The sequence below is a fragment of the Polyangiaceae bacterium genome, from assembly GCA_020633235.1.
Taxonomy (GTDB): domain Bacteria; phylum Myxococcota_A; class Polyangia; order Polyangiales; family Polyangiaceae; genus JACKEA01.
In genome coordinates this window covers 1,944,392-1,963,485 of the sequence record JACKEA010000001.1, presented here as the reverse complement: position 1 = coordinate 1,963,485, position 19,094 = coordinate 1,944,392, and the positions used below count along the sequence as shown (strand labels likewise).

At 68.6% G+C, this 19,094-nt stretch carries 17 protein-coding genes; 14 read left to right on the top strand and 3 right to left on the bottom strand.

Annotated elements, in window-relative coordinates:
• Nucleotides 1-25 precede the first annotated feature (25 nt).
• Nucleotides 26-1,255 (top strand): metallophosphoesterase, encoded by a 1,230-nt coding sequence (locus tag H6717_08675; protein ID MCB9577086.1) that lies wholly within the window; start codon nt 26-28, stop codon nt 1,253-1,255.
• A 29-nt stretch (nt 1,256-1,284) separates the two neighbouring features.
• Nucleotides 1,285-2,109 (top strand): hypothetical protein, encoded by an 825-nt coding sequence (locus H6717_08670; protein ID MCB9577085.1) that lies wholly within the window; start codon nt 1,285-1,287, stop codon nt 2,107-2,109.
• Here H6717_08670 and H6717_08665 read toward each other — a convergent pair.
• Nucleotides 2,064-3,620: an FAD-dependent oxidoreductase gene (locus H6717_08665; GenBank protein ID MCB9577084.1), complete on the bottom strand. Its 1,557-nt coding sequence runs from the start codon at nt 3,618-3,620 to the stop codon at nt 2,064-2,066. The genes H6717_08670 and H6717_08665 overlap by 46 nt on opposite strands.
• Before the next feature lie 53 nt (nt 3,621-3,673).
• On the opposite strand from H6717_08665, the gene H6717_08660 reads away from it, so the two are divergent.
• From H6717_08660 to H6717_08620, 9 genes are all read left to right on the top strand, one after another.
• Nucleotides 3,674-4,255, top strand: a complete 582-nt coding sequence (locus tag H6717_08660; protein ID MCB9577083.1) for a sigma-70 family RNA polymerase sigma factor — start codon at nt 3,674-3,676, stop codon at nt 4,253-4,255.
• Nucleotide 4,256: 1 nt separating this feature from the next.
• Nucleotides 4,257-4,847, top strand: coding sequence for a cupin domain-containing protein (locus tag H6717_08655; GenBank protein MCB9577082.1), 591 nt, complete (start codon nt 4,257-4,259; stop codon nt 4,845-4,847).
• An 87-nt stretch (nt 4,848-4,934) separates the two neighbouring features.
• Nucleotides 4,935-5,582, top strand: a complete 648-nt coding sequence (locus tag H6717_08650; protein ID MCB9577081.1) for a DUF4331 family protein — start codon at nt 4,935-4,937, stop codon at nt 5,580-5,582.
• Between the two features lie 9 nt (nt 5,583-5,591).
• The gene (locus H6717_08645) at nt 5,592-6,278 is read left to right on the top strand and encodes a DUF4331 family protein (protein ID MCB9577080.1); all 687 of its coding nucleotides are present in this window, start codon (nt 5,592-5,594) and stop codon (nt 6,276-6,278) included.
• Between the two features lie 72 nt (nt 6,279-6,350).
• Nucleotides 6,351-7,676 carry a tetratricopeptide repeat protein gene (locus H6717_08640; GenBank protein ID MCB9577079.1) on the top strand — a complete coding sequence of 442 codons (1,326 nt, stop codon included), beginning with the start codon at nt 6,351-6,353 and terminating at the stop codon, nt 7,674-7,676.
• A gap of 160 nt (nt 7,677-7,836) precedes the next feature.
• Entirely contained in the window at nt 7,837-8,301 is a 465-nt protein-coding gene (locus H6717_08635; GenBank protein MCB9577078.1) for a hypothetical protein, read from the top strand.
• Between the two features lie 57 nt (nt 8,302-8,358).
• Nucleotides 8,359-9,591 carry a 2-hydroxychromene-2-carboxylate isomerase gene (locus tag H6717_08630; protein ID MCB9577077.1) on the top strand — a complete coding sequence of 411 codons (1,233 nt, stop codon included), beginning with the start codon at nt 8,359-8,361 and terminating at the stop codon, nt 9,589-9,591.
• A 50-nt stretch (nt 9,592-9,641) separates the two neighbouring features.
• The gene (gene tpx / locus H6717_08625) at nt 9,642-10,160 is read left to right on the top strand and encodes a thiol peroxidase (GenBank protein ID MCB9577076.1); all 519 of its coding nucleotides are present in this window, start codon (nt 9,642-9,644) and stop codon (nt 10,158-10,160) included.
• Nucleotides 10,161-10,213: 53 nt separating this feature from the next.
• Entirely contained in the window at nt 10,214-10,783 is a 570-nt protein-coding gene (locus H6717_08620; GenBank protein MCB9577075.1) for a pentapeptide repeat-containing protein, read from the top strand.
• A gap of 46 nt (nt 10,784-10,829) precedes the next feature.
• Here H6717_08620 and H6717_08615 read toward each other — a convergent pair whose 3' ends face one another.
• Nucleotides 10,830-14,324 carry an AAA family ATPase gene (locus H6717_08615; GenBank protein ID MCB9577074.1) on the bottom strand — a complete coding sequence of 1,165 codons (3,495 nt, stop codon included), beginning with the start codon at nt 14,322-14,324 and terminating at the stop codon, nt 10,830-10,832.
• Nucleotides 14,321-15,571: a DNA repair exonuclease gene (locus H6717_08610; protein MCB9577073.1), complete on the bottom strand. Its 1,251-nt coding sequence runs from the start codon at nt 15,569-15,571 to the stop codon at nt 14,321-14,323. Before H6717_08610 ends, H6717_08615 begins: the two co-directional genes overlap by 4 nt.
• Before the next feature lie 113 nt (nt 15,572-15,684).
• On the opposite strand from H6717_08610, the gene H6717_08605 reads away from it, so the two are divergent.
• The 3 genes from H6717_08605 to H6717_08595 all read left to right on the top strand — a co-directional run bounded on the left by H6717_08605 (nt 15,685) and on the right by H6717_08595 (nt 18,990).
• Nucleotides 15,685-16,953: a 6-phosphofructokinase gene (locus tag H6717_08605; GenBank protein ID MCB9577072.1), complete on the top strand. Its 1,269-nt coding sequence runs from the start codon at nt 15,685-15,687 to the stop codon at nt 16,951-16,953.
• A 127-nt stretch (nt 16,954-17,080) separates the two neighbouring features.
• Complete coding sequence (locus tag H6717_08600; GenBank protein ID MCB9577071.1) at nt 17,081-17,917, top strand: SUMF1/EgtB/PvdO family nonheme iron enzyme; 837 nt, start codon at nt 17,081-17,083, stop codon at nt 17,915-17,917.
• A 134-nt stretch (nt 17,918-18,051) separates the two neighbouring features.
• A complete protein-coding gene (locus H6717_08595; protein ID MCB9577070.1) occupies nt 18,052-18,990 on the top strand; it encodes a hypothetical protein in 939 nt (312 codons plus the stop codon).
• Nucleotides 18,991-19,094: the final 104 nt, after the last annotated feature.

The window sequence follows — 19,094 nt, the reverse complement described above, 5'->3', positions numbered from 1 at the left end:
GCCGTGGGCTCCATAAGAATGTGCCGTGTCGCGCAGCGCGTCGTTCTTCGTATTCTTCGGCGTCGCGCTCTCGCTGACGGCCGGGCTCCACTACTACATCTGGGCGCGCCTGGTCCGGGATCCGGGGCTACCGCCCCTGGCCTTTCGGCTGCTGACGGCGCTGGTGATCCTGCTCTGCGCCAGCATCCCCCTCACCCTCTGGCTCTATCGCATGCGGCCACTGGAGAACATGCGGCCGCTGCTGCTCGGCATGTTCGGCTGGATGGGGCTGATGTTCTTCACCGTGGTGCTGCTCGGCATCGGTGACGTCGGTCGCCTGTTCGCGCGCCTGTTGCAGAACGGTGACCCGGTAGACCCCGCGCGGCGCCTGGCGGTCTCCCGCATGTTCGGCGCCGGCGTCGCCCTGGTCGCGACGTCGCTCGGCGCCGTCGCCACGCACCAAGGACTCACCCGGCTGACGGTGCGGCGCGCAAAGGTTCGACTCCCACGCCTGCCCAAGGCTCTGGATGGCTTCAAGCTCGTGCAGCTCAGCGACATCCACGTGGGTCCGACCATCCTGCGAGACTTCATCGAACGCGTGGTCGCCACCACCAACGCCCTCGAACCGGACGCCATCGTGATCACCGGAGATTTGGTGGACGGCTCCGTCGAACAGCTTCGAGAGCACGTCGCGCCGTTGACCGGCCTGCGCGCTCGCCACGGTGTTTACTTCGTGACCGGCAACCACGAGTACTACTCGGGCGCCGAAGACTGGTGCGACGAGCTCACCCGCCTCGGCGTGCGGGTGCTGCGCAACGAGCGCGTGACCCTCGGAAACGACGACGCCAGCTTCGATCTGGCCGGGGTGGACGACTCGAGCGCCCATCGCTTCGGCCGCGGGCACGGCGCAGATCTGCCCAAGGCCGTCCTCGGTCGAGACCCCGCTCGCGAGCTCGTGCTGCTCGCGCACCAGCCTCGAGCCGTCTTCGAAGCCAAAGACCAGGGCGTGGGCCTGATGCTGTCCGGTCACACCCACGGCGGCCAGATGTGGCCCTGGAACTGGTTGGTCCGACTGCAGCAACCCGTCGTCAGCGGCTTCGAGACCTTCGAAAGGACGCTGGTGTGGGTGAGCAACGGGACGGGCTATTGGGGACCGCCCATGCGACTGGGAGCGCCCGCCGAGATCACCGAGCTGGTCCTGAGCTCGGGGGAGCTCTCTGGAGAGGTGGTGGCGGTGGAAGACGCCGACTCTTTCCCCCATGACAGCGTTGGATGATATGAGCTTTCGGCTGAGGCCGAGCTTTCTTGAAGGGGATCCCGCTATCCGCCACCACCCTGGCGACGCTGTGCGTCGCGCTGGCTGCGAACGCAGCGGCGCCCACGCCCGCTGAAAACCGATTGCCACGGCTGTCCCCCTGGCAGTCGAGCCGCGCCACGCCCTTCGTCTCCCTCGCCACCGACGCCGGCTTCATCTACCTCCGGCCGCGGCTGACGCTGGGCTACGGCGCGCCCTTCTGGTCCTTCGTGGGCCTGGATGCCCACTGGCTCACGACCAACAGCTTCACCCAGCCCTACATCGGCTGGCGGGCGAGCCTCCCCTTCTTGGACGTGCAGACCGGGGTACGGGCCGTTTACCCCTTCGATCGTCAAGAGATGCCCCAGCGGGCGAGCCACGACGTCTCCGAGATCCACTTGAGCGATGGCGGCCGCCGCTCCACCTATCACGCGGCGGATCTCGACGTGACGCTGCTCGCCCCCGTGCTCCACGGAGCGGCGTTCATCAACACCCATCCGTTCTATGTGGACGCGCCGCGGGACATCCATCTGTACGAAGAGGTGAGCCGCGCGATCATCGAGCCACCCTTCGCCGTCTACAACCGCGTCGGCTACGTGTACGACTTCGGAGGCGCTCTGAAGTTCAAGGGCGGCGCCATGCTCGAGTACGTGGTCACGCCCGGACGCCCCAAGAACGTGACGCGCGCCGGCCCGGTGGTGCTGTGCAGCTTCGACAAGAACTTGGATGGCCTGTTCACCTTCTCCACCGTGCTCGACAGCCCCGACGAGCTCGGCATCGTGCACGGCACCTACGCGTTCATCGGCGTGCTGCACCGCATGGCGACGCGTTTCTGAAGGATGGATCGGGCCACGCGCATGCCATCCACGGCAGCGCTCACGATGCCGCCCGCATAGCCGGCGCCCTCTCCCGCCGGATACAGCCCTTCGACGCTCGGCGACTCCAGCGTCTCCGGATCTCGAGGCACCCGCACGGGCGAGCTGGTGCGCGACTCCACGCCGATGAGCACTGCCTCGTCCGTCAGGTAGCCGCGCATGCGGCGATCGAAGCCGCTCAGCGCTTGGCGCAGGCGATTCGAGATCCGCGGGCCCAGCACCTCGGCGACGTCCGTGGCCACGATGCCGGGCACGTAGCTGGATTTGGGCACCGTGCTCGACCCGCGCCCCGCGACGAAATCCGTGGCGCGGGTGGCCGGAGCGCGGAGCCTCCCGCCCCCCGCCAGGAGCGCCGCCTGCTCCAGCCGACGCTGCAGCTCCACCCCCGCCAGTGGACCGGTGCCCTCGAGGTCTTCGAGCTCCACCGACACCACGAGGCCGGAGTTCGCGAAGGGAGAGTCGCGACGAGAGAGGCTCATGCCATTCACGACCAGACCCTCGGGTTCCGTGGACGCGGGCACCACGAAGCCGCCGGGGCACATGCAAAAGGAGAACACTCCGTGGTCCGCCAACTGATACGCCGCCGCGGGGAGCTTGGGATGCCCCGCCGCTGCGCCGTACTGGATGCGATTGATGAGCGGCTGCGGATGCTCGATGCGCACGCCCATGGCGAAGGCCTTGGCTTCGAGCTCCACCCCAGCGCGGTCCAAGAGCATGAACACGTCCCGCGCGGAGTGACCCGTGGCGATCACCACCTGGCGCGCCGGGATTTCGCTGCCATCCGCAAGCCGCACGCCTGCAACGCGGCGCTGGTCCAAGAGCAACTCCGTGACCCGCGCCTCGAACCGAAAGCGCACGCCGACGCCCTCCAGCCGTTCGCGAAGGGCCGTCACCACCAACGGCAAGCGGTTGCTACCGATGTGCGGGCGCGCGTCCACCAAGATGGATGGCGGCGCGCCGTGCAGCGCGAGCACCTCCAGCACGTCCCGGACGTTGCCGCGCTTGTGGGCCCGCGTGTAGAGCTTGCCGTCGCTGTAGGTTCCGGCGCCGCCTTCGCCGAAACAGTAGTTGCTGTCGGGATCCACCACGCCGAGCTGAGTGAGCCCACGCAGATCCTTGCGCCGTGGCCGAACCTGCTTGCCGCGATCCAGCACCACGCTCGCCACGCCGCGGCGCGCCAGCTCGTAGGCCGCGAACATGCCGGCTGGGCCGTCGCCGACGATCACCACCTCAGCGGGGCCCGATACCTCCCGGGGCAGCTCCGGCGAAAGCTCCTCAGGCTCGCCCTCGAGCCCCACCAGCAATCGGAAACGCACGCGACCACGGCGCGCGTCGATGCTCCGCTTCTTCACCGTCAGCGGCGGCAGCTCCGCTTCTCGAACACCCAGCGCGCGGGCGACGCGCGCTCGCACGTGCTCGGGGTCGTCGGGCTCGTCCAAGCCCAGCATGACGCTCACCTCGTCCGGAAGCATGGGGCCGCGAAAATAGCAGCGATCCACTCCCCGGGCCCCGTCGTATCCGCGTCGTGCAGCTTTGTCTCGGACTGGCGAAGGGTCCGGCCCCCTGGTACGTTCGCCTCGTGGAGAGCGACGCGGAGCTCGTAGCGCGCTTGACGCGCGGCGACCGTGCCGCCCTGGCGGCGCTGTACGACCGCCATGCGCCGCTGGTGTTCGCCCTCGTGCGCCGCATCGTCGGCTCCGCCGCCGAAGCCGAAGATCTGGTCCACGACGTATTCCTGGAAGCTTGGCGGCGCGCCGAAACCTACGACCCCGGACGTGGGGGCGTCCGCACTTGGCTTCTCTTGCGCGCGCGCAGTCGCGCCCTCGACCACAAAAAATCCGCCGCCGTCAGCCGAACCGAGGCACTCCCGGAGCGTCCCAAGGCAGCCGTGGACGGCGACCATTCTCTGGCCCCCGACTGCGCACGCCTGCGGCGCGCGCTCCTCGCCCTGCCCCAAGAGCAGCAACACGTGCTGCTCCTCGGCTACTTCGAGGGCCTGTCGTCGACGGAAATCGCCGCGCGCGTGGGCGCGCCGGTGGGGACCGTCAAATCCCGAGTGGCAGCCGCGCTCTCCAAGCTGCGGGCGGCGCTGGGGGAGGAAGGCTGAGATGGCAAACGACCGCGACGTCCCGGAGTTCGCGCTCGAGGCCCTGGAAGACGCCCCCGAAGAGCTTCGGGAAGCCCTCGCGCTGGTCGCGACCGCCGCAGAGACTACCCCGCTGCCCGTCGGTCTGCGCGCACGGCTCCTGGCCTCCAGCAGCAGCAGCAGGGAGCGCTTCGCACCGTTCGAGCGGCGCCTATCCGAGCTCTTCGACCTGGGCGCGGAGCGCATTCGTGAGCTGCTGACGGAGATTGCCGACCCGGCGACCTGGACTGCCGGCCCGCTGCCCGGCAGCTCGCTCTTTCATCTGGAAGGCGGTCCCCGCGTGGCCACGGCAGATGCAGGTTTCGTGCGCCTCCCCGCTGGGATGCCGTTCCCACACCACGAGCATTTGGGGGACGAGCGCGTGTTGCTGCTGGAAGGCAGCTACACGGACTCGGAAGGTCGGCACTACCGCCCCGGGGACATCCACGAGATGCCCGCCGGCAGCGCCCACGCCTTCACGGTGGACGAGGACTCGCCGTTGCTCCTTGCCACGGTCGTGGTCACGGGCATCGAGATCCCGGGGCTGGGTGCGGTCAACGTGAAGAATTCCTGACCGGCTCCGATCCGAGCCGTCGGGCCCCTCGTACCTCACCGCGTGCGTGCGGAATCTCATCCGCCGCTCCACCCAATGGAGGGATGCATGCGCAGGAAATGGGGACTCGCCCTAGGCGTACCCGTGTTCGTCGCCGCGGGCTTGTTGCTCGTCGGCAGGAGTAGCAACGCTGCCGACCACCTCGACGCCCCCGGCGCCGAGGCCGACCCGGCGGCCGACATCAACGATCTGTTCGTCTTCCGAAGCAAGGATCCGGCAGCCGGAGCCACCAAGCGAACCGTGTTCGTGATGACGGTGTTTCCGCTGGCGGATCAGCAGAGCCGCTTCTCCGACAAGGTCGACTACGAGTTTCGGATCGAGGACGCGGCGGACGCGACCAAGAAGATGAACATCAAGTGCACCGCCGACACCGGCACGCCGCAGAAGGTGACGTGCACCGGACCCGGAAGCGTCACCGCAACCACCGACGTGGGCGCGGTGAACGCCGGCGATGCAGCGAACGACGACATGCGCTTGTTCGCAGGGCTTCGCGACGATCCGTTCTTCTTCGATCTGGAGGCGTTCAAGAAGGTGCAGGCGGATCCCACTCAGGTGGGGCTCCTCACCGACAACCAAGGCACCGACTTTCTCGCCGGCGCCAACGTGCTGTCCATCGTGGTGGACGTGAAGAACTCGGTGTTCAACGGCACCACGAAGCTCGCCGTTCACGCCGCCACCACCCGCACCGGGATCTGAGGAGAGCGCATGAAGCACGCGAAAGCACTGTTCGCCCTCTCCGCCTTGGCGCTGGCCCTCGGCGGGTGCGGAAGCGACGACGACACGAAGAGCCCCGGCAGCGGCGGTGGCTCCGGCAGCGGCGGCACCGGCGGCGCGGCCGGAAGCTCCACCGGCGGCACCGGAGGCGGCAGCGCCGGCTCCGGTGGCGGCGGCATGGCGGGCACCGGCGGCATGGCCGGCGCCGCGGGCAGCGGCGGCGGCCTGGCCGTGGGTCAGGTCGACCGCATGGGTCGCCCGGGCATCAACACCGCCCTCATCCCCAGCGACAAGAAGGACGCCTACAACAAGGCGCCGGAATCGAGCTGGGCCACGACCTATGCCTCCGACATCGAGGCATCCCTCGCGGCGGTGGATGGTCTGGACGGTGACGCGACGAACGGCCTGTTGGCCTCTCAACGCAGCGTACTGGCCGGCGTGATCGCCAACGATCAGCTCATGATCGACATCTCCATCGACGACTGCGACGGAGCGTACCTGGCACTGGAGCTTCAAGTTCCGAACAAGTGCGGCGGGCGCACCCTCGACGAAGACGTGATGGACAAGACGTTGCAGAGCCTGGTGGACGCCAGCGGCACCACCACGGTCACGGACGCCATCGATCAGAACGACGTCGCCTTCAGCGACGCCTTTCCCTATCTCGCAGCCCCGCACTGACCCCACCCCCAAAGAGAGGCTGCCGCGGTGCTCCTCCGTGCACCGCGGCGGCCGCTCGCCCCGAAAGGCGCCATGAAACGCACCCTGCTCTTTGCCGCCCTCGCCGTGGCCTGCGCGAGCCCCCACGACGAGCCGAAAACCAAGACCACGACGGCTCCGGTTCGCACGCAGAAGCCCCGCGTCACACCGGAAACGGTGCTGCTCCGCCCCCGCACCCAGGCGGAGCTGCCCACCACCGACGCGAAGATCTTCCTCGGCAATCTCGACGCCCGCGTCAGCGCCGGCTCCAAGGTGTGGAAGAAGAACCCGGGCTCGAGCGCCGCAGCGCTTCTATACGCTGGTCCTCGCGTCGCCCGCGGTAAGCTCCACGGCGACCTCGGCGAGATCTCGGCTGGCCTCGACGACATCGAAGCTGCCCTCGCGAAGTCTCCTCGCGATCCGTCGCTGCTCGCCCTGGCCTCGTCCACCTTGTCGACGATGCATCGTTTCGACGAAGCCCTCACGCTCGCCGAGAAGGCTCACGAGCTTCGCCCTGATAGCGCGTCCCGCGCCACCCTCGCGGATCTCCGCTACAACCTGGGTCAGTACGACGAGAGCATCCCCGAGATCCGCGCCCTGGCCGAGCGGCACCCGACCTTTGGCAGCTTGGTGAAGCTCGCGCACCTCGAGCAGGATCTCGGCAACGTGACCGAGGCAGAGCAAGCCTTCGCCTGCGCAGAGACGCTGTTCCGCGACGTTTCTCCCCTGCCCATCGCTTGGCTGAACGTGCAGCGCGGTCTGTTCTATCTCCACACCGGCCGTTTCGATCGCGCCGAGGCCTTCTACCGCGCCGCCGTCGAGCGCCTGCCGAGCTATCCCATGGCGCTCGAGCACCTGGCCGAGCTCGAAGGCGTCGTCGGCAAGACCGCCGCGGCGGAGAAGCACTACCGCAAGGTCATCGCCCTCACGAACGATCCCGAGTTCCTCGGCGCCCTCTCCCGCATCCTGGAAAAGAAGGGCCAACACGCCGAAGCCGACGAGCTCCTCGCTCAGGCCAAGAAGCGCTACGCCAAGCTCATCCGCAAGTACCCCGAGGCGATGGCCTGGCACGCCGCCGAGCTGTTCCTCTCCGCGGGCGACGCCAAGCGCGCGGTCGAGCTGTTGACCGACAACGCCAAGCTGCGACCCAACGCCGTGAGCTACGCAGCCCTTGCGAAGGCCGAGCTCGAGGCCGGCAATCTGGAGGCCGCCGCCACGAACGTCGATCGCGCCCTCGCCACGCCGCTCCGCCGCGCCGACATCCTGTGGACCGCCGCCCGCGTGCGCAAGGCCCAGGGCAAGTCCGCCGAAGCCGAGCGCTTGGCACACGATGCCCGAGCGCAGAATCCGAAGATCGAAGTCTTGGAAGGGTCTCTTTAGCTCCATGATGTTGTCGGTCCGGCGCGATCCCCGTCGCGCCGCGACCGCGTTGGCCCGAGCATCGCGCGGGCACGGAGACGGGCATGGGCGCGGAGACGGACGGTCAAGGACACATCGCTTGCCTTGACGCCGCGCTCTTCGTCACCCTACGGCTCGTCGCATGCCGAGCTGCCGAGGCTTCCGTGTGCCGTTGCTGGTCTTGTTCCTCGCCGGCTGCGCCCGCTCCGCCCCGCCGCCCTCGGACCGTGCGCCCCACGAGAGCAGCGCGCCAGAGTCCATCAGCTCCGCCAAGCCCACGGCCACGCCGCACGCCGACCTCGTTGCTGTCACCGCGCTCTTGACGGCCTACGATCCCAACTTTGCGTGGCACGACGACAGTGCGGAGGGCCAGGACGACGGCGTCGCGCCCCTGGCGACCTTCGAAGTGCGACAACCGGCGACGTTCCGCGGCCGTCCGATTCGCGTGCTGTTCAAGTACGACCGAGCGAGTGCGCGGCCCATCAGCGACACGACGCCGCTCCGGAGCGCCTTCACCCTTTCCGTTCCGCGCGACTACTTCGACCAGGCCTCGCCGGTCCCCCTGCTCGACAACAGCCTGGTAGGAGACCTCGCCCTCGCGCCGTGAGTCACCGCCTCCGCGGAAGCGCGCCCCGTCACGCTCGACCTGGTGCAAGATGGCCCCGTGAAGCTCGACTTCTACTTCGACTACTCGTGCCCCTACGCCTACCTCGCGTCGACGCGCATCCAAGAGCTCGCAGAAAAGACCGGCGCCGAGCTTTCGTATCGACCGTTCCTGCTCGGCGGGCTGTTTCGCGCCCTCGACGGGACGCCGAGCGAAGCCACCACGCTGGTTCCCGCGCGAGCGCTCCACAACGGGCTCGACATGTTGCGTTGGGCGGAGCTCTGGGGCGTGCCGCTCCGCATGCCGAAGACGCATCCGAATCGTACCGTCACCGCGCTCCGCGCCACCCTCGCCAGCGGCGACGTGCCGCGAGCGAGCAAGGCCCTCTTCGCGGCGTACTGGGCCGAAGGGCGTGATCTCGCCGACCCCGCGGTGATCGCCGAGGCCCTGGCCGCCGCCGGCTTCGACGCCAGCTTGCTCTTGCGGCGCGCCGAAGCTCCAGAAGTGAAGCAAGAGCTCCGAGAGCGCACCGACGAAGCGCTCCGCCGCGGCGTGTTCGGCGCGCCCGCGCTGTTCGTCGAGAACGAGCTGTACTGGGGACAGGACCGCCTCGATTTCGTGGCGCGCGCGCTGGGCGAGACGGCGAGCGTGCTCGCTTTCTCGCCGCCCGCGCTGGGCACGCCGCCCGGCGAGGTCGAGATCTTCTACGACTTCTCGAGTCCCTTCGCCTACCTCGGCGCGCTGCGCATCGACGCGGTCGCCGCTCGCACGGGCGCCAGCGTCCGCTGGCGCCCGATGCTGCTCGGCGCCCTGTTCCGCGAGATCGGCACACCGGACGTGCCCCTGTTCTCGTTTCCCAGCGCCAAGCAGCGCTACCTCCGCCGCGACCTCGAGCGCTTCGCCGAACGCTTCGACATCCCGTTCCGCTTTCCGTCCACGTTCCCGCTGCGGAGCGTGCTGGCGCTGCGCGTGGCCCTCGCGGCCGGCCCGCACATCGCGGAGGTGAGCCGTCGGCTGTTTCGCGCCGTGTGGGCGGAGGACCAAGACGTCTCCGACTCCGACGTGCTGCGCCGGATCCTGAACGACGCGCCGGCGCTGGTCGATCGCGCATCGAGCGCCGAGGTGAAACAGGCGCTGCGCGACAACACCAGCGAGGCCCAGCGCCGCGGCGTGTGCGGCGCGCCGACCTTCGCCGTCGGCGACGATCTGTACTGGGGGCAGGATCGCCTCGACCTCGTAGAGCTGGCCCTCCGCGGATGGCGCCCGCAGGCATCCGGTCCCGCCCCCGCTTGACGCCCCTACCCCAGGGTCACATCTTCCGCGCTCAACGAGGAGGAATCGTCATGGCAGAATTGCGCAAGGGCGCCGTGAAGTGGAAGGGCGCGCCCACGGACGTGCTCGGTCCCGAGATCAAAGTCGGGGACAAGGCCCCCACGGACTTCAGCATCGTGGGCACCGACATGAGCGCCATTACCGGTAAGGACATGGCGGGGCAGACGCGGATCATCTGCGCCGTGCCGTCGCTCGACACTCCGGTGTGCGACACGGAAATGCGCCGCTTCAACAAGGAGGCGGAAAAGCTGGGTGACGTGAAGGTCTACGTCGTCAGCATGGACCTACCCTTCGCCCAGAAGCGTTGGTGCGGCGCCACCGGCAGCGACAAGATCATCGCCGCCAGCGACTACAAGGACCGGAACTTCGGCACGGCCTTCGGCACCTTCGCGCCCTCCAAGGGTCTCGAGGTCCGCGCCGTGTTCGTCATCGGCAAGGACGACGTCGTCAAGCACGTGGAGTACGTGGAGGACATCGTCAACGAGCCCAACTACGACGCCGCCCTCGGCGCTGCCAAGGCCGCCGGCTGAGCCCGCCGCTTTCGCGCGCCCCAGCTCGGGGCGCGCGAGAGCCCCAACATCCCGTGGCCAAGAAGAAGAACAAGGACGCCGCGCGCTTCGAGGACGAAGATCTGTCCGGCGCTCACTTCGTGCGCACCCGCTTGAAGGACGCGCGCTTCGAGGACGTCAGTGCCGAGGCCGCGGTGGTGGAAGATGCGACCTTCGCCGGCGCCAAGCTCCACGACGTGACGCTCGAAGGCGTCGTCGTGGATGACGCCAACGCGAAGGGCTCGCGGCTCACCAACATCGATCTGCAAAAGAGCACGCTTTCGGACGCGAACCTCGCCGGCGCAACGCTCGACAACATCGAGGCCAGTGATCTGTCACTGTCGGATGCCAACGCCCCGCGGGCCAAGCTCGACAACGTGTCCCTCGCCGGCGCCCGGCTCTCGGACGTGGATCTCTCCGCCGCTCGCATCGAAAACGCGAACCTCTCCGGCGTGCAGGTCTCGGACGCGAACCTGTCCGGCTCCAAGCTCGAGAACGTGGATCTCTCCGGTGTCGTGATAGAGGACGCGAACATCGAGGGCTTGGTCATCGACGGCGTGCGCATCGACGAGCTCTTGGCTCGCGAGAAGCCCGACCAGCGTTAGCTTGTCGCTCCGCCGCGGAAACAGCGCGGCGGCTCTGCAGCGCGCGTCAGCTCGAGGCGCGAAGCTCGGGCCCCGGCCCCGTGCGTCGAAGCTCGTGCACCCGGAGCTGCGCCTTGCCAAGGACGCTCTTGGCCTGCTCCACCAAGTGGGCGTGGTGCGTGAAGAGCAGCACTTGCGTGGTCTGCGCCACGTCCGCCAGCACGGATAGCGCCGCCGCGGTGCGCTCCTCGTCGAAGCTCGCGAGCACGTCGTCGAGCACCAGCGGCAGGGGCTCCGCCGTCTGCGCGTGACGTTCCAGCGTGGCCAGGCGCAGCGCGAGGTACAGCTGATCGCGGGCGCCGTCGCTCAAGCCGTCGAGCTCCACCGGCTTTTCGTCGGCGCGCCGGGCGTGGAGCACCACGCGATCCCCGCTGCCCACTTCCGCCGTGAGCCCCACGTAGCGGCCGTGCGTCAGGCGCGAGTAGATCGCGCTGGCGCGCTCGAGCACCGGCCCTTGGTTCTCTTGCCGGTAGCGCTCGATCTCCCGGGAGAGCACGGCGGTGGCGAGGTGCAGCCGCACCCAACGCTCGACGTCCGCCTGCACCGCCGCGGCCTTCGCTTCGAGCTCGAGCGCCGCTTCCTCTCCTTCCGTGGACTCGAAGCGCAGTAGCGCCTGCTCCAACGTGGCGATGTGACCGAGCAGCGCCTCGCGCTTTTCGTCCAGCTCCTCGAGCTCCCGCTCGATCTCCGGAAGGCGCAGCTTGGCGTCGTCCCGCGACACGCCCGCGAGCTCCCGCTCGAGCTCCGCCACCGTGAGGCCGTCGGATGCTTCCGTCAGCGCCCGCTCGATGCCTTGGCGCTCTTCCAGGAGCTTGGCTCGCTGCTCCGCGCGCTCCTCCATCTCACGAAGCTCGTCCAAGCTCCCTGCCCCGGCGCGACGGCAGAGCTCCGCGAGCGCCGCGGACAGCCCTTGCTCCCGCGCGCGCAGCGCGCCGAGCTCGTCTTCCTTCTCGCTCAGCTCCCGCGCCCGCTGCTCCTGGGCGTCGCGCGCGGTGAGCGCCTCGCGATGGGCCGCCACCAGGCGATCCGCCGCCGCTTCCGGCGGTAGCTCCGCGAGCTCCGGTGCCGCCGTGGCGACGAGCGCGTGCACGTCGGCCTCGAACTCGCGCGCGTCCCGCTCGATGCCCGCGATGCGTGCGCCCTCCGACTCCGCTTGCTCCAGCTTCGCGAAGAGGTCCCGCGCCTCCGAGAGCACCGCCAGCACCTCCCTGGGCGAGCTGTCGGCGGAAAACCCCAGCGGCGCGACGGCGTCGCCGAAGCTCCGGCGCCACTCTTCACGCTCCGCGCGCTGACGCTCTGCGCGCTGACGCGCGGTGGAGAGCTCCTCCGCCGCGGCCTGCTGCGCTTGCGCGCGCCGTTCGCGCTCGCGATCGACCTCTAGCGCCTGCTCGAGCCGGAGCTCCGCGCGCCGGATCAGCTCCGCGAGGGAACCGCCGGCACCCAGCAGCGCCGAAAGCTCCGCCACGCGCTCCGCTTCTTCCCGCGTCAGCGCGTCTCGCTCTGCCGCGATCTCCGCGTGACGTTCTGCGAGCTCGCACAGCTCGGCGTGACGCTTGGCAAAGCCACGCATTTCCGTGGGCGTGAGCGGGGTGAGCCCCGACGCCTTCCACGCCGCGTGCCAGCGGCGCTCGAAGTCCGCGGCGGCGCTTTGCTGCGCCGCCGCGCGCGCTTCCAGCTCTTCGCGCTCCACGTCCAAGCGGCTCCGCTCGGCTTCCAGCTGCGCGCGCCGGGCGACGTCCGTGGCCTCGCGGCGCAGGCGATCCGCGACGGTGTCGGCCCGCGTTTGAGCGTCCTCGAACGCATCCGGCAGTGCGCGCTCCGGATCGAAGGCCCTTGCGTCTTTGTCGACGGCTCCTCCCAGCAGACCTTGCTTGACGATGTGCCAGCCGGCGTCGCGCCGCGCGCGCGCGTGAGCCAGCTCTTCCAGGGTTGGCACCTCCGCCTGGCGCACCAACGTCTCCAGTGCCTCGACCGCATCCCGCGTGCGCTGAGCGACGTCCCGCTGCTCTTGGGCGACCTGCTCGCGCTCGCGGGCGAGCGTTTGGTGCTCTTCCGCGAAGCGGTCGATGGTCTCCTCCGGGGGCAGCGCCAGCGAGAGCACGCCCGCGAGATCCCCGACGTACGGCGCATGCGACGCAAGCAGGCGCCCCGCCTTCTGCGCGATCTTTGCGAGTGCGCGCTCGTGCTCCCCGCGGCGCTCGGCGGCGCTCTCGAGCTTCCGCGCGCCTTCGACGACGCGAGCGAGCTCCGACGTGTCCTCCCCGGGGGGCAGCTCTGCGACTCGCTCTTGGGCCGCGGCGTGGCGAGCGGCGCGCGCTTCGACCTCCGCTTGGAGCTCCCCGGGGTCCGCCGGCTGCTGGGTGCACAGCTCTTGGATGCGAGCGCTCTGCGCCGTCGTCAGCCGAAAGCGCTGCTTCGCCTCCGCGACGTCCGCTCCCAAGCGCGCCGCGATGGCCTCCGCCTGGCGCGTTTGCTCGTCCAGCTGCGCCCGCACCTTGGGCAGATCCGCTCGCGCCTTGCGTTGGCTGCCGAGCCGCTGCGAAAGCTCGAAAATCCGCGCGGCGTCGATCTCGACGAGCGCCGCCGGAACCACGACCTGGCCGCTTCTCTGCTTCAGATCCGTGATGCGCGGCTCGAGCTGTGCGAGCGCGGAGCGCACCTCCGCGAGCTGGGTCGAGAGGCGTTCCCGCTCCTCGCGGGCGCCCCGGTCGAGTACCGGCACCGGTCCCAACGCCTCCAGTGCGACGCGCGCCTCTCGATGCCGGGCGAGCTGCGGCAACGCCAGCTTCGCCCGCTCCAGCTTGAGTCGCTCCCGTCCGAGCTCGCCCTGCGCGCCCTCCAACTCCGCGCGCTCCGCCCGCGCTCGAGCGAGGGCTGCTTGCTGCCGCTCCCAGGCCTCGGGCAGGTGAACGCGATCGCGAAGCTTGTCCTTCGCCGCCTTGTACTCCGCGATGGCAGCGTTGATGCGGGGGTTCTTGGCGCGGGGCTTGAAGAGCTCGTCCGCCTGCCGCCGGAGCTCGCCCATCACGCGCTCCACGCTGGCCCCACCGGTGGCCGCGTCGAACAAGATCTGGCCCACGGCGCCGTCCCCGGCGAGCAGCGCCTCCGCCCCCTGTCGCAGTCGCGCCGCGTCCAGGCCGAAACCGAGCTTGAACCCCTGCGCCCCCACGCCGCCGAGGAAAGGCAGCAGCACTTCTTCGGGCAATGGATCCCCGGACGCGTCCAAGAGCGTATTCTTGCGCCCTTTGCGCCGAGCAATGTCGATCTCGCGCCCGTCCTGAGCGATCAGCCGCGCGCCGATGCGCAGCGCCGCGTGCGTGTGGGCATCGCGAGTCCTCTCGGGAATGCCGAACAACAGGTCGGAGATCGCGCGGAGTGCCGTGCTCTTGCCCGCTTCGTTGGGGCCGAAGACGACGTGCAGCGCGGGCTCTCCTCCGGAGAAGTCGAGCTCTACCTCGCTGAAGGGACCGAAGGACGCCAGCCTGAGCACTGCGAGCTTCACGAACGACCTCCGGACGTGAGCAGCGTGAGCACCATGCGTTCGGCGTCGGCCAACGCCTGTGTCACGGCGTTCGGATCGTCGTGTCGCCTGCCGTCCGCGGCGCTTTTGAGCTCTGCCGGCAGCTTCTGCAACAGGGGCGCGAGCTCTTCCGCGAGCTCCGCCACGGCGGCGTCGTCGCCTTGCAGTGCAGCAAACGCCCGCGCGACCTGCCCCACCACGTCCTCCCCGAGGGACAAGTCCGAAGGCGGCCGGGTCTCCACCCGCACCTTCTCGACCCACAGCTCCCGCGCGCCCACGTCCCCGGCGATGGACAACACGTTGGCGCGGAGCGCCTCCGGATCGCGCTCGAGCTCGGCGTGCGCCCGGGACGCCCCGGTGATCTCCAAACGCACACACAAGAGCCGCCCCTCGGCGTCGTCCCGTGCCTCCGCCAGCGCCTCTCCCACCCGCTCCAACACGTCATCCAGCGATGCGCACTCCGCCGCGTTCACTTCCAGCCGGCCCCAGCGCACCACGTCCAGGGCGCGGTGCTCGATGCCCGCGACCCGCCGCCCGTCCACGCTGACGACGGTGGCGCCCTTGTCGCCGGTCTCCCGAGCGTGCCGGCCTTGCAGGTTTCCGGGGAACACGATGAACGGACGTTCGCTCACCACCTCCCGGGCGTGGACGTGCCCGAGCGCCCAGTAGTCGTAGCCGCGATGGGAAAGCATGTCCGCCGTGCACGGCGCGTAGGGCGCGTGTCCGGGACGGCCGCTGAGGGAGGTGTGCAACAGACCGATGTTCAACGCCCCGGGCTCGGGCTCCGGATAGCTTTCGGCCAGCCGCTCGGTCACTTCTCGCGTCTTGAAGCCCTGACCATGCACGGCAATGCCGAGATCCTCGTAGCGCACGGTCCCCGGCTTCTTGAAAGGCAGCTCGGTGACGCCTTCGGGAAGCACCAAATGCTGCGTGATCTGGCTGGCGGCGTCGTGATTGCCGCGAATCCAGGCGACGCGGCAGCCCTCGCGAGCGAGCCGGGCCATCTGCTGCGAGAAGAACAGGCCGGTGGAGTAGTCCTTCCAGCTGCCGTCGTAGAGATCTCCGGCCAAGAGCAGGAGCTTCGCGTCCTCTTCCAGACACAGCTGGACCAAGTTCGACAGCGCACGCCGCGTGGCCCCGCGAATGCGCTCCACGGGCGCGCCCTCGTAGCGCTCCAGGCCGGACAGCGGACTGTCCAGGTGTAGATCGGCGGCGTGGACGAGCTTCATGACCCCGACGGCCTCCATACCACCGTCTCGCGCCCGTCACACCGACCCCCGGACATAGCCTGTCCGGTCGCTCCGGCCCCCGCTATAGTGCCCGCGTGACTCAACCCCATGTGATGGCCGTCGTCGTGGGCGGAGGCCCCGCCCCTGGAATCAACAGCGTGATTGGCGCCGCCACGATCCGCGCCCAGCTCTCCGGTGTGCCCGTCGTCGGCATCCGGGACGGGTTTCAGTGGATCATGAACGGCGACATCAGCCACGTCACGCCGCTCACGATTCAGAGCGTGAGCCGTATCCACTTTCGCGGCGGCTCGATCATTGGCATTTCCCGCGCCAACCCAACAAAAGATCCCAAGCACTTGGAGAACACGGTCATCTCCTTGCTGCGCTTGAACGTCTCCAAGCTCATCACCATCGGCGGGGACGACACGGCCTTCACCGCGCTGCGCCTTAGCCAACAGGCCCAAGGGCGCATCCACGTGGTGCACGTGCCGAAGACCATCGACAACGATCTGGATCTGCCCGGCAGCATTCCCACCTTCGGTTTTCAGACCGCGCGGCACGTGGGCGTGGGCATCGTGAAGGATCTGCAGGTAGACGCGTTCACTACCTCGCGCTGGTATTTCATCATCGCCATGGGTCGCAAGGCCGGCCACCTCGCTCTCGGCATCGGCAAAGCGGCGGGCGCGACGCTCACGCTCATTCCGGAAGAGTTCCCGGAGAAGTACATCCGACTGGGCCGCATCGTGGACACCCTCGCCGGCGCCATCGTGAAGCGGCAGTCCTACGGCCGCAGCGATGGCACTGCGGTGCTCGCCGAAGGCTTGGTGGAACGCCTGCACCCGGAGGATCTGGAAGAGCTGGCCAACGTGGAGCGCGACGCCCACGACAACCTGCGCATCGCCGAGGTGAACTTCGGCGAGCTGCTCAAATCCCGGGTTCAGGAGCGGCTGAAGGGCATGGGCATCAAGAGCACCGTGGTGGCCAAGAACATCGGCTACGAGCTGCGCTGCACGGATCCCATCCCCTACGACATGGAGTACACCCGGGACCTCGGCTACTGCGCGGCGAAGTACCTGCTGGAAGACGGCACCGACGCCATGGTGACCATCCAGCAAGCCAAGTTCCAGCCCATCGGCCTGACGGACATGCTCGATCCCGAGACCGGGCGCACGCGGGTGCGCATGGTCGACGTGAGCACCGAGCACTACAAGATCGCTCGCCGCTACATGCTGCGCCTGCGCCGGGACGACTTCGAGGATCCCCACGAGCTCGCCAAGTTCGCCGCCACGGCGGGGCTCTCGCTGGAGGAGTTCCGGCGGCAGTTCGAGTACCTGGTGGAGGACGAGCCGCCGCCGGTGCTGCTGCGCCCAGACGCGGGGTGAATCGCCCCCAGCTGCTGCTGCCTACGGGCAGCACTTGCTGCTCCTTGGCAGCAGCAGCGAGCCCTCGCAATACGAGGAAAACGCGGGCAGCTCGCATGGAACGTTTGTTGGATACACGCGAGACCGGATGTCTCGCTCCTCCCTGCTCGTTCCCGCGCTGCTGGTGATCAGCGGACTGACATCCTGTGCGGACCGCGGCCCCACCAGCCAAAAGGTGCACCTTTCGCACCTTTCCACGCCGGTGGGTGCCGTGGCGCCCACTTCCGACCAGACCCTGGCGGCGACCCTGGAAGCGCCTGCCACTTTGGCCAAGGAAGAGCCGAGCGCGTGCCCCGATGACATGGTCCTGGTGGAGGGCAGCTACTGCCCGGACGTCGAGCAGCGCTGCCTGCGCTGGATGGACCCGCCCGGGCGCTACCACGAGTTTCGCTGCGCCCAGTACGCCCAGCCCGCGACCTGCCGCTCGGCCCAGCGGGTGAAGCTCCGCTTCTGCATGGATCGCGACGAGTACACCGCGCCTGGCAGCACGCTGCCCGAGAACGACCAGAGCTTCAACGACGCGGTGAAGACCTGCGGCAGCTTGGGCAAGCGCGTGTGCCAGGAGAGCGAGTGGAACTTCGCCTGCGAGGGCGAAGAGATGCGCCCATATCCCTACGGCTTCGCCCGCGACGCCACCGCTTGCAACGCGGACCACACGGATCTCGTGGACGACGCCGGCAAGCTCAAGGATCGCCGCGCTCCCTCGGATGCGTACCCTCGCTGCGTGAGCCCCTTCGGCGTGCGAAACCTCTCCGGAAACCTGGAGGAGATGGTCGCCATCGACGGCACCTCACCGGTACGCCCCGCGATGAAGGGCGCCTACTGGCAGCCGAGCCGGAACTTCTGCCGCGCCGCCCAGACCGCCCACGACGCCGTCTATCACGGCACCGAAACGGGATTCCGCTGCTGCTCCGATCCCGAGTGACCAGAGAAAAGACAAACCGCCAAGGCGCCAATAGAGGCCCACATTCGGGGGACCGCAGACTGGATAGGAGTCTGGGGCCAACCCAAAGACCCGGAATCGCCTCTTGATCCCGACGTCGGCGAGTTCAGACTTCGGTGGTCAACATGGGACTAGCGCGTGCTCGTTGGGCGACAGTCGCTGCGCTGTTCGTGCTTTCCTGTGGCCAGACCAAAGACGAGCTCGGCGCTGGAGACGCGGGACAGAGTGACAGTGGACCGCTGAATGCCTGCCCTCCGTTCGGGGTACCGCTACCTGCGCCAAGAACGCCGCCGCCACTCACTTTGGCGCTGAAACACATCGACTTTGGGACGGCAAAACACAGCGGGCAGTGGGAGTCCGTCGGTTTTGATCTGGACTGCTGCGTCGGCGATGCGTGCGCAGATGCTTGCGCGGCTTCGCTGGCTGGGGATGACGCCGAGGGGCGTGACAACGTATTTGGCGGTGTGCTGCTGCCGATACTCGGCCAAGGGTCCCTGCAAGTTGGCTCGGCATTGAACGAGGCAATGGCGTCGGGAACATGGACCCTGATGGTCGAAGTAGGTTCCTCGGAGTCGAGCAACTTTTCCTGGGCTACTAGCCAGACGACGCCGAACTTCGACGGCACTGACGTTTGGGCCGTTTGGGAGGCGCCCACATCGAACGCGGCGGCGAGGGGGGGGCCGGGGGCTCTCGCGTTCTTCGCCGACGAGATCACTTTGCCGTTGAGCCCGGAGTATCCGAGTCCTCGGGTCACAGTTCACCACGCCGTCGTGGAGCTTTTTTGGCAGGACGAAACGGGTGAGTATCGCGGCACGCTGGGTGGGGTCGTCTCTCCGGCACCTCTGGCCCACGCCGCATATGAAGCCATTGCCGCGGGTGATCCGAACCTTTGTCCCACCTGGTTCGATGATTTCGCCACGCCCTACGCGGATTCGCGCCTCGAAGGATCGGGAAAATGTGGATACGTGTCGATTGGAGCAGCTGTGTCGTTCGTTCCGGCCTCAATAGGAAGCTCGAAGCTGCCGGTGGTCCCGAGCGATCCTGTTTGCTTCTAGCGCTGATCGCTTGTCTGGCGGTTGGGGGTTGCGGTCGCGTCATGGACGATCCCCTCCCGCAAGGCGGAAGTGAGTCAAGCGCTGGCGCGAGTGGTCTCGTCGAA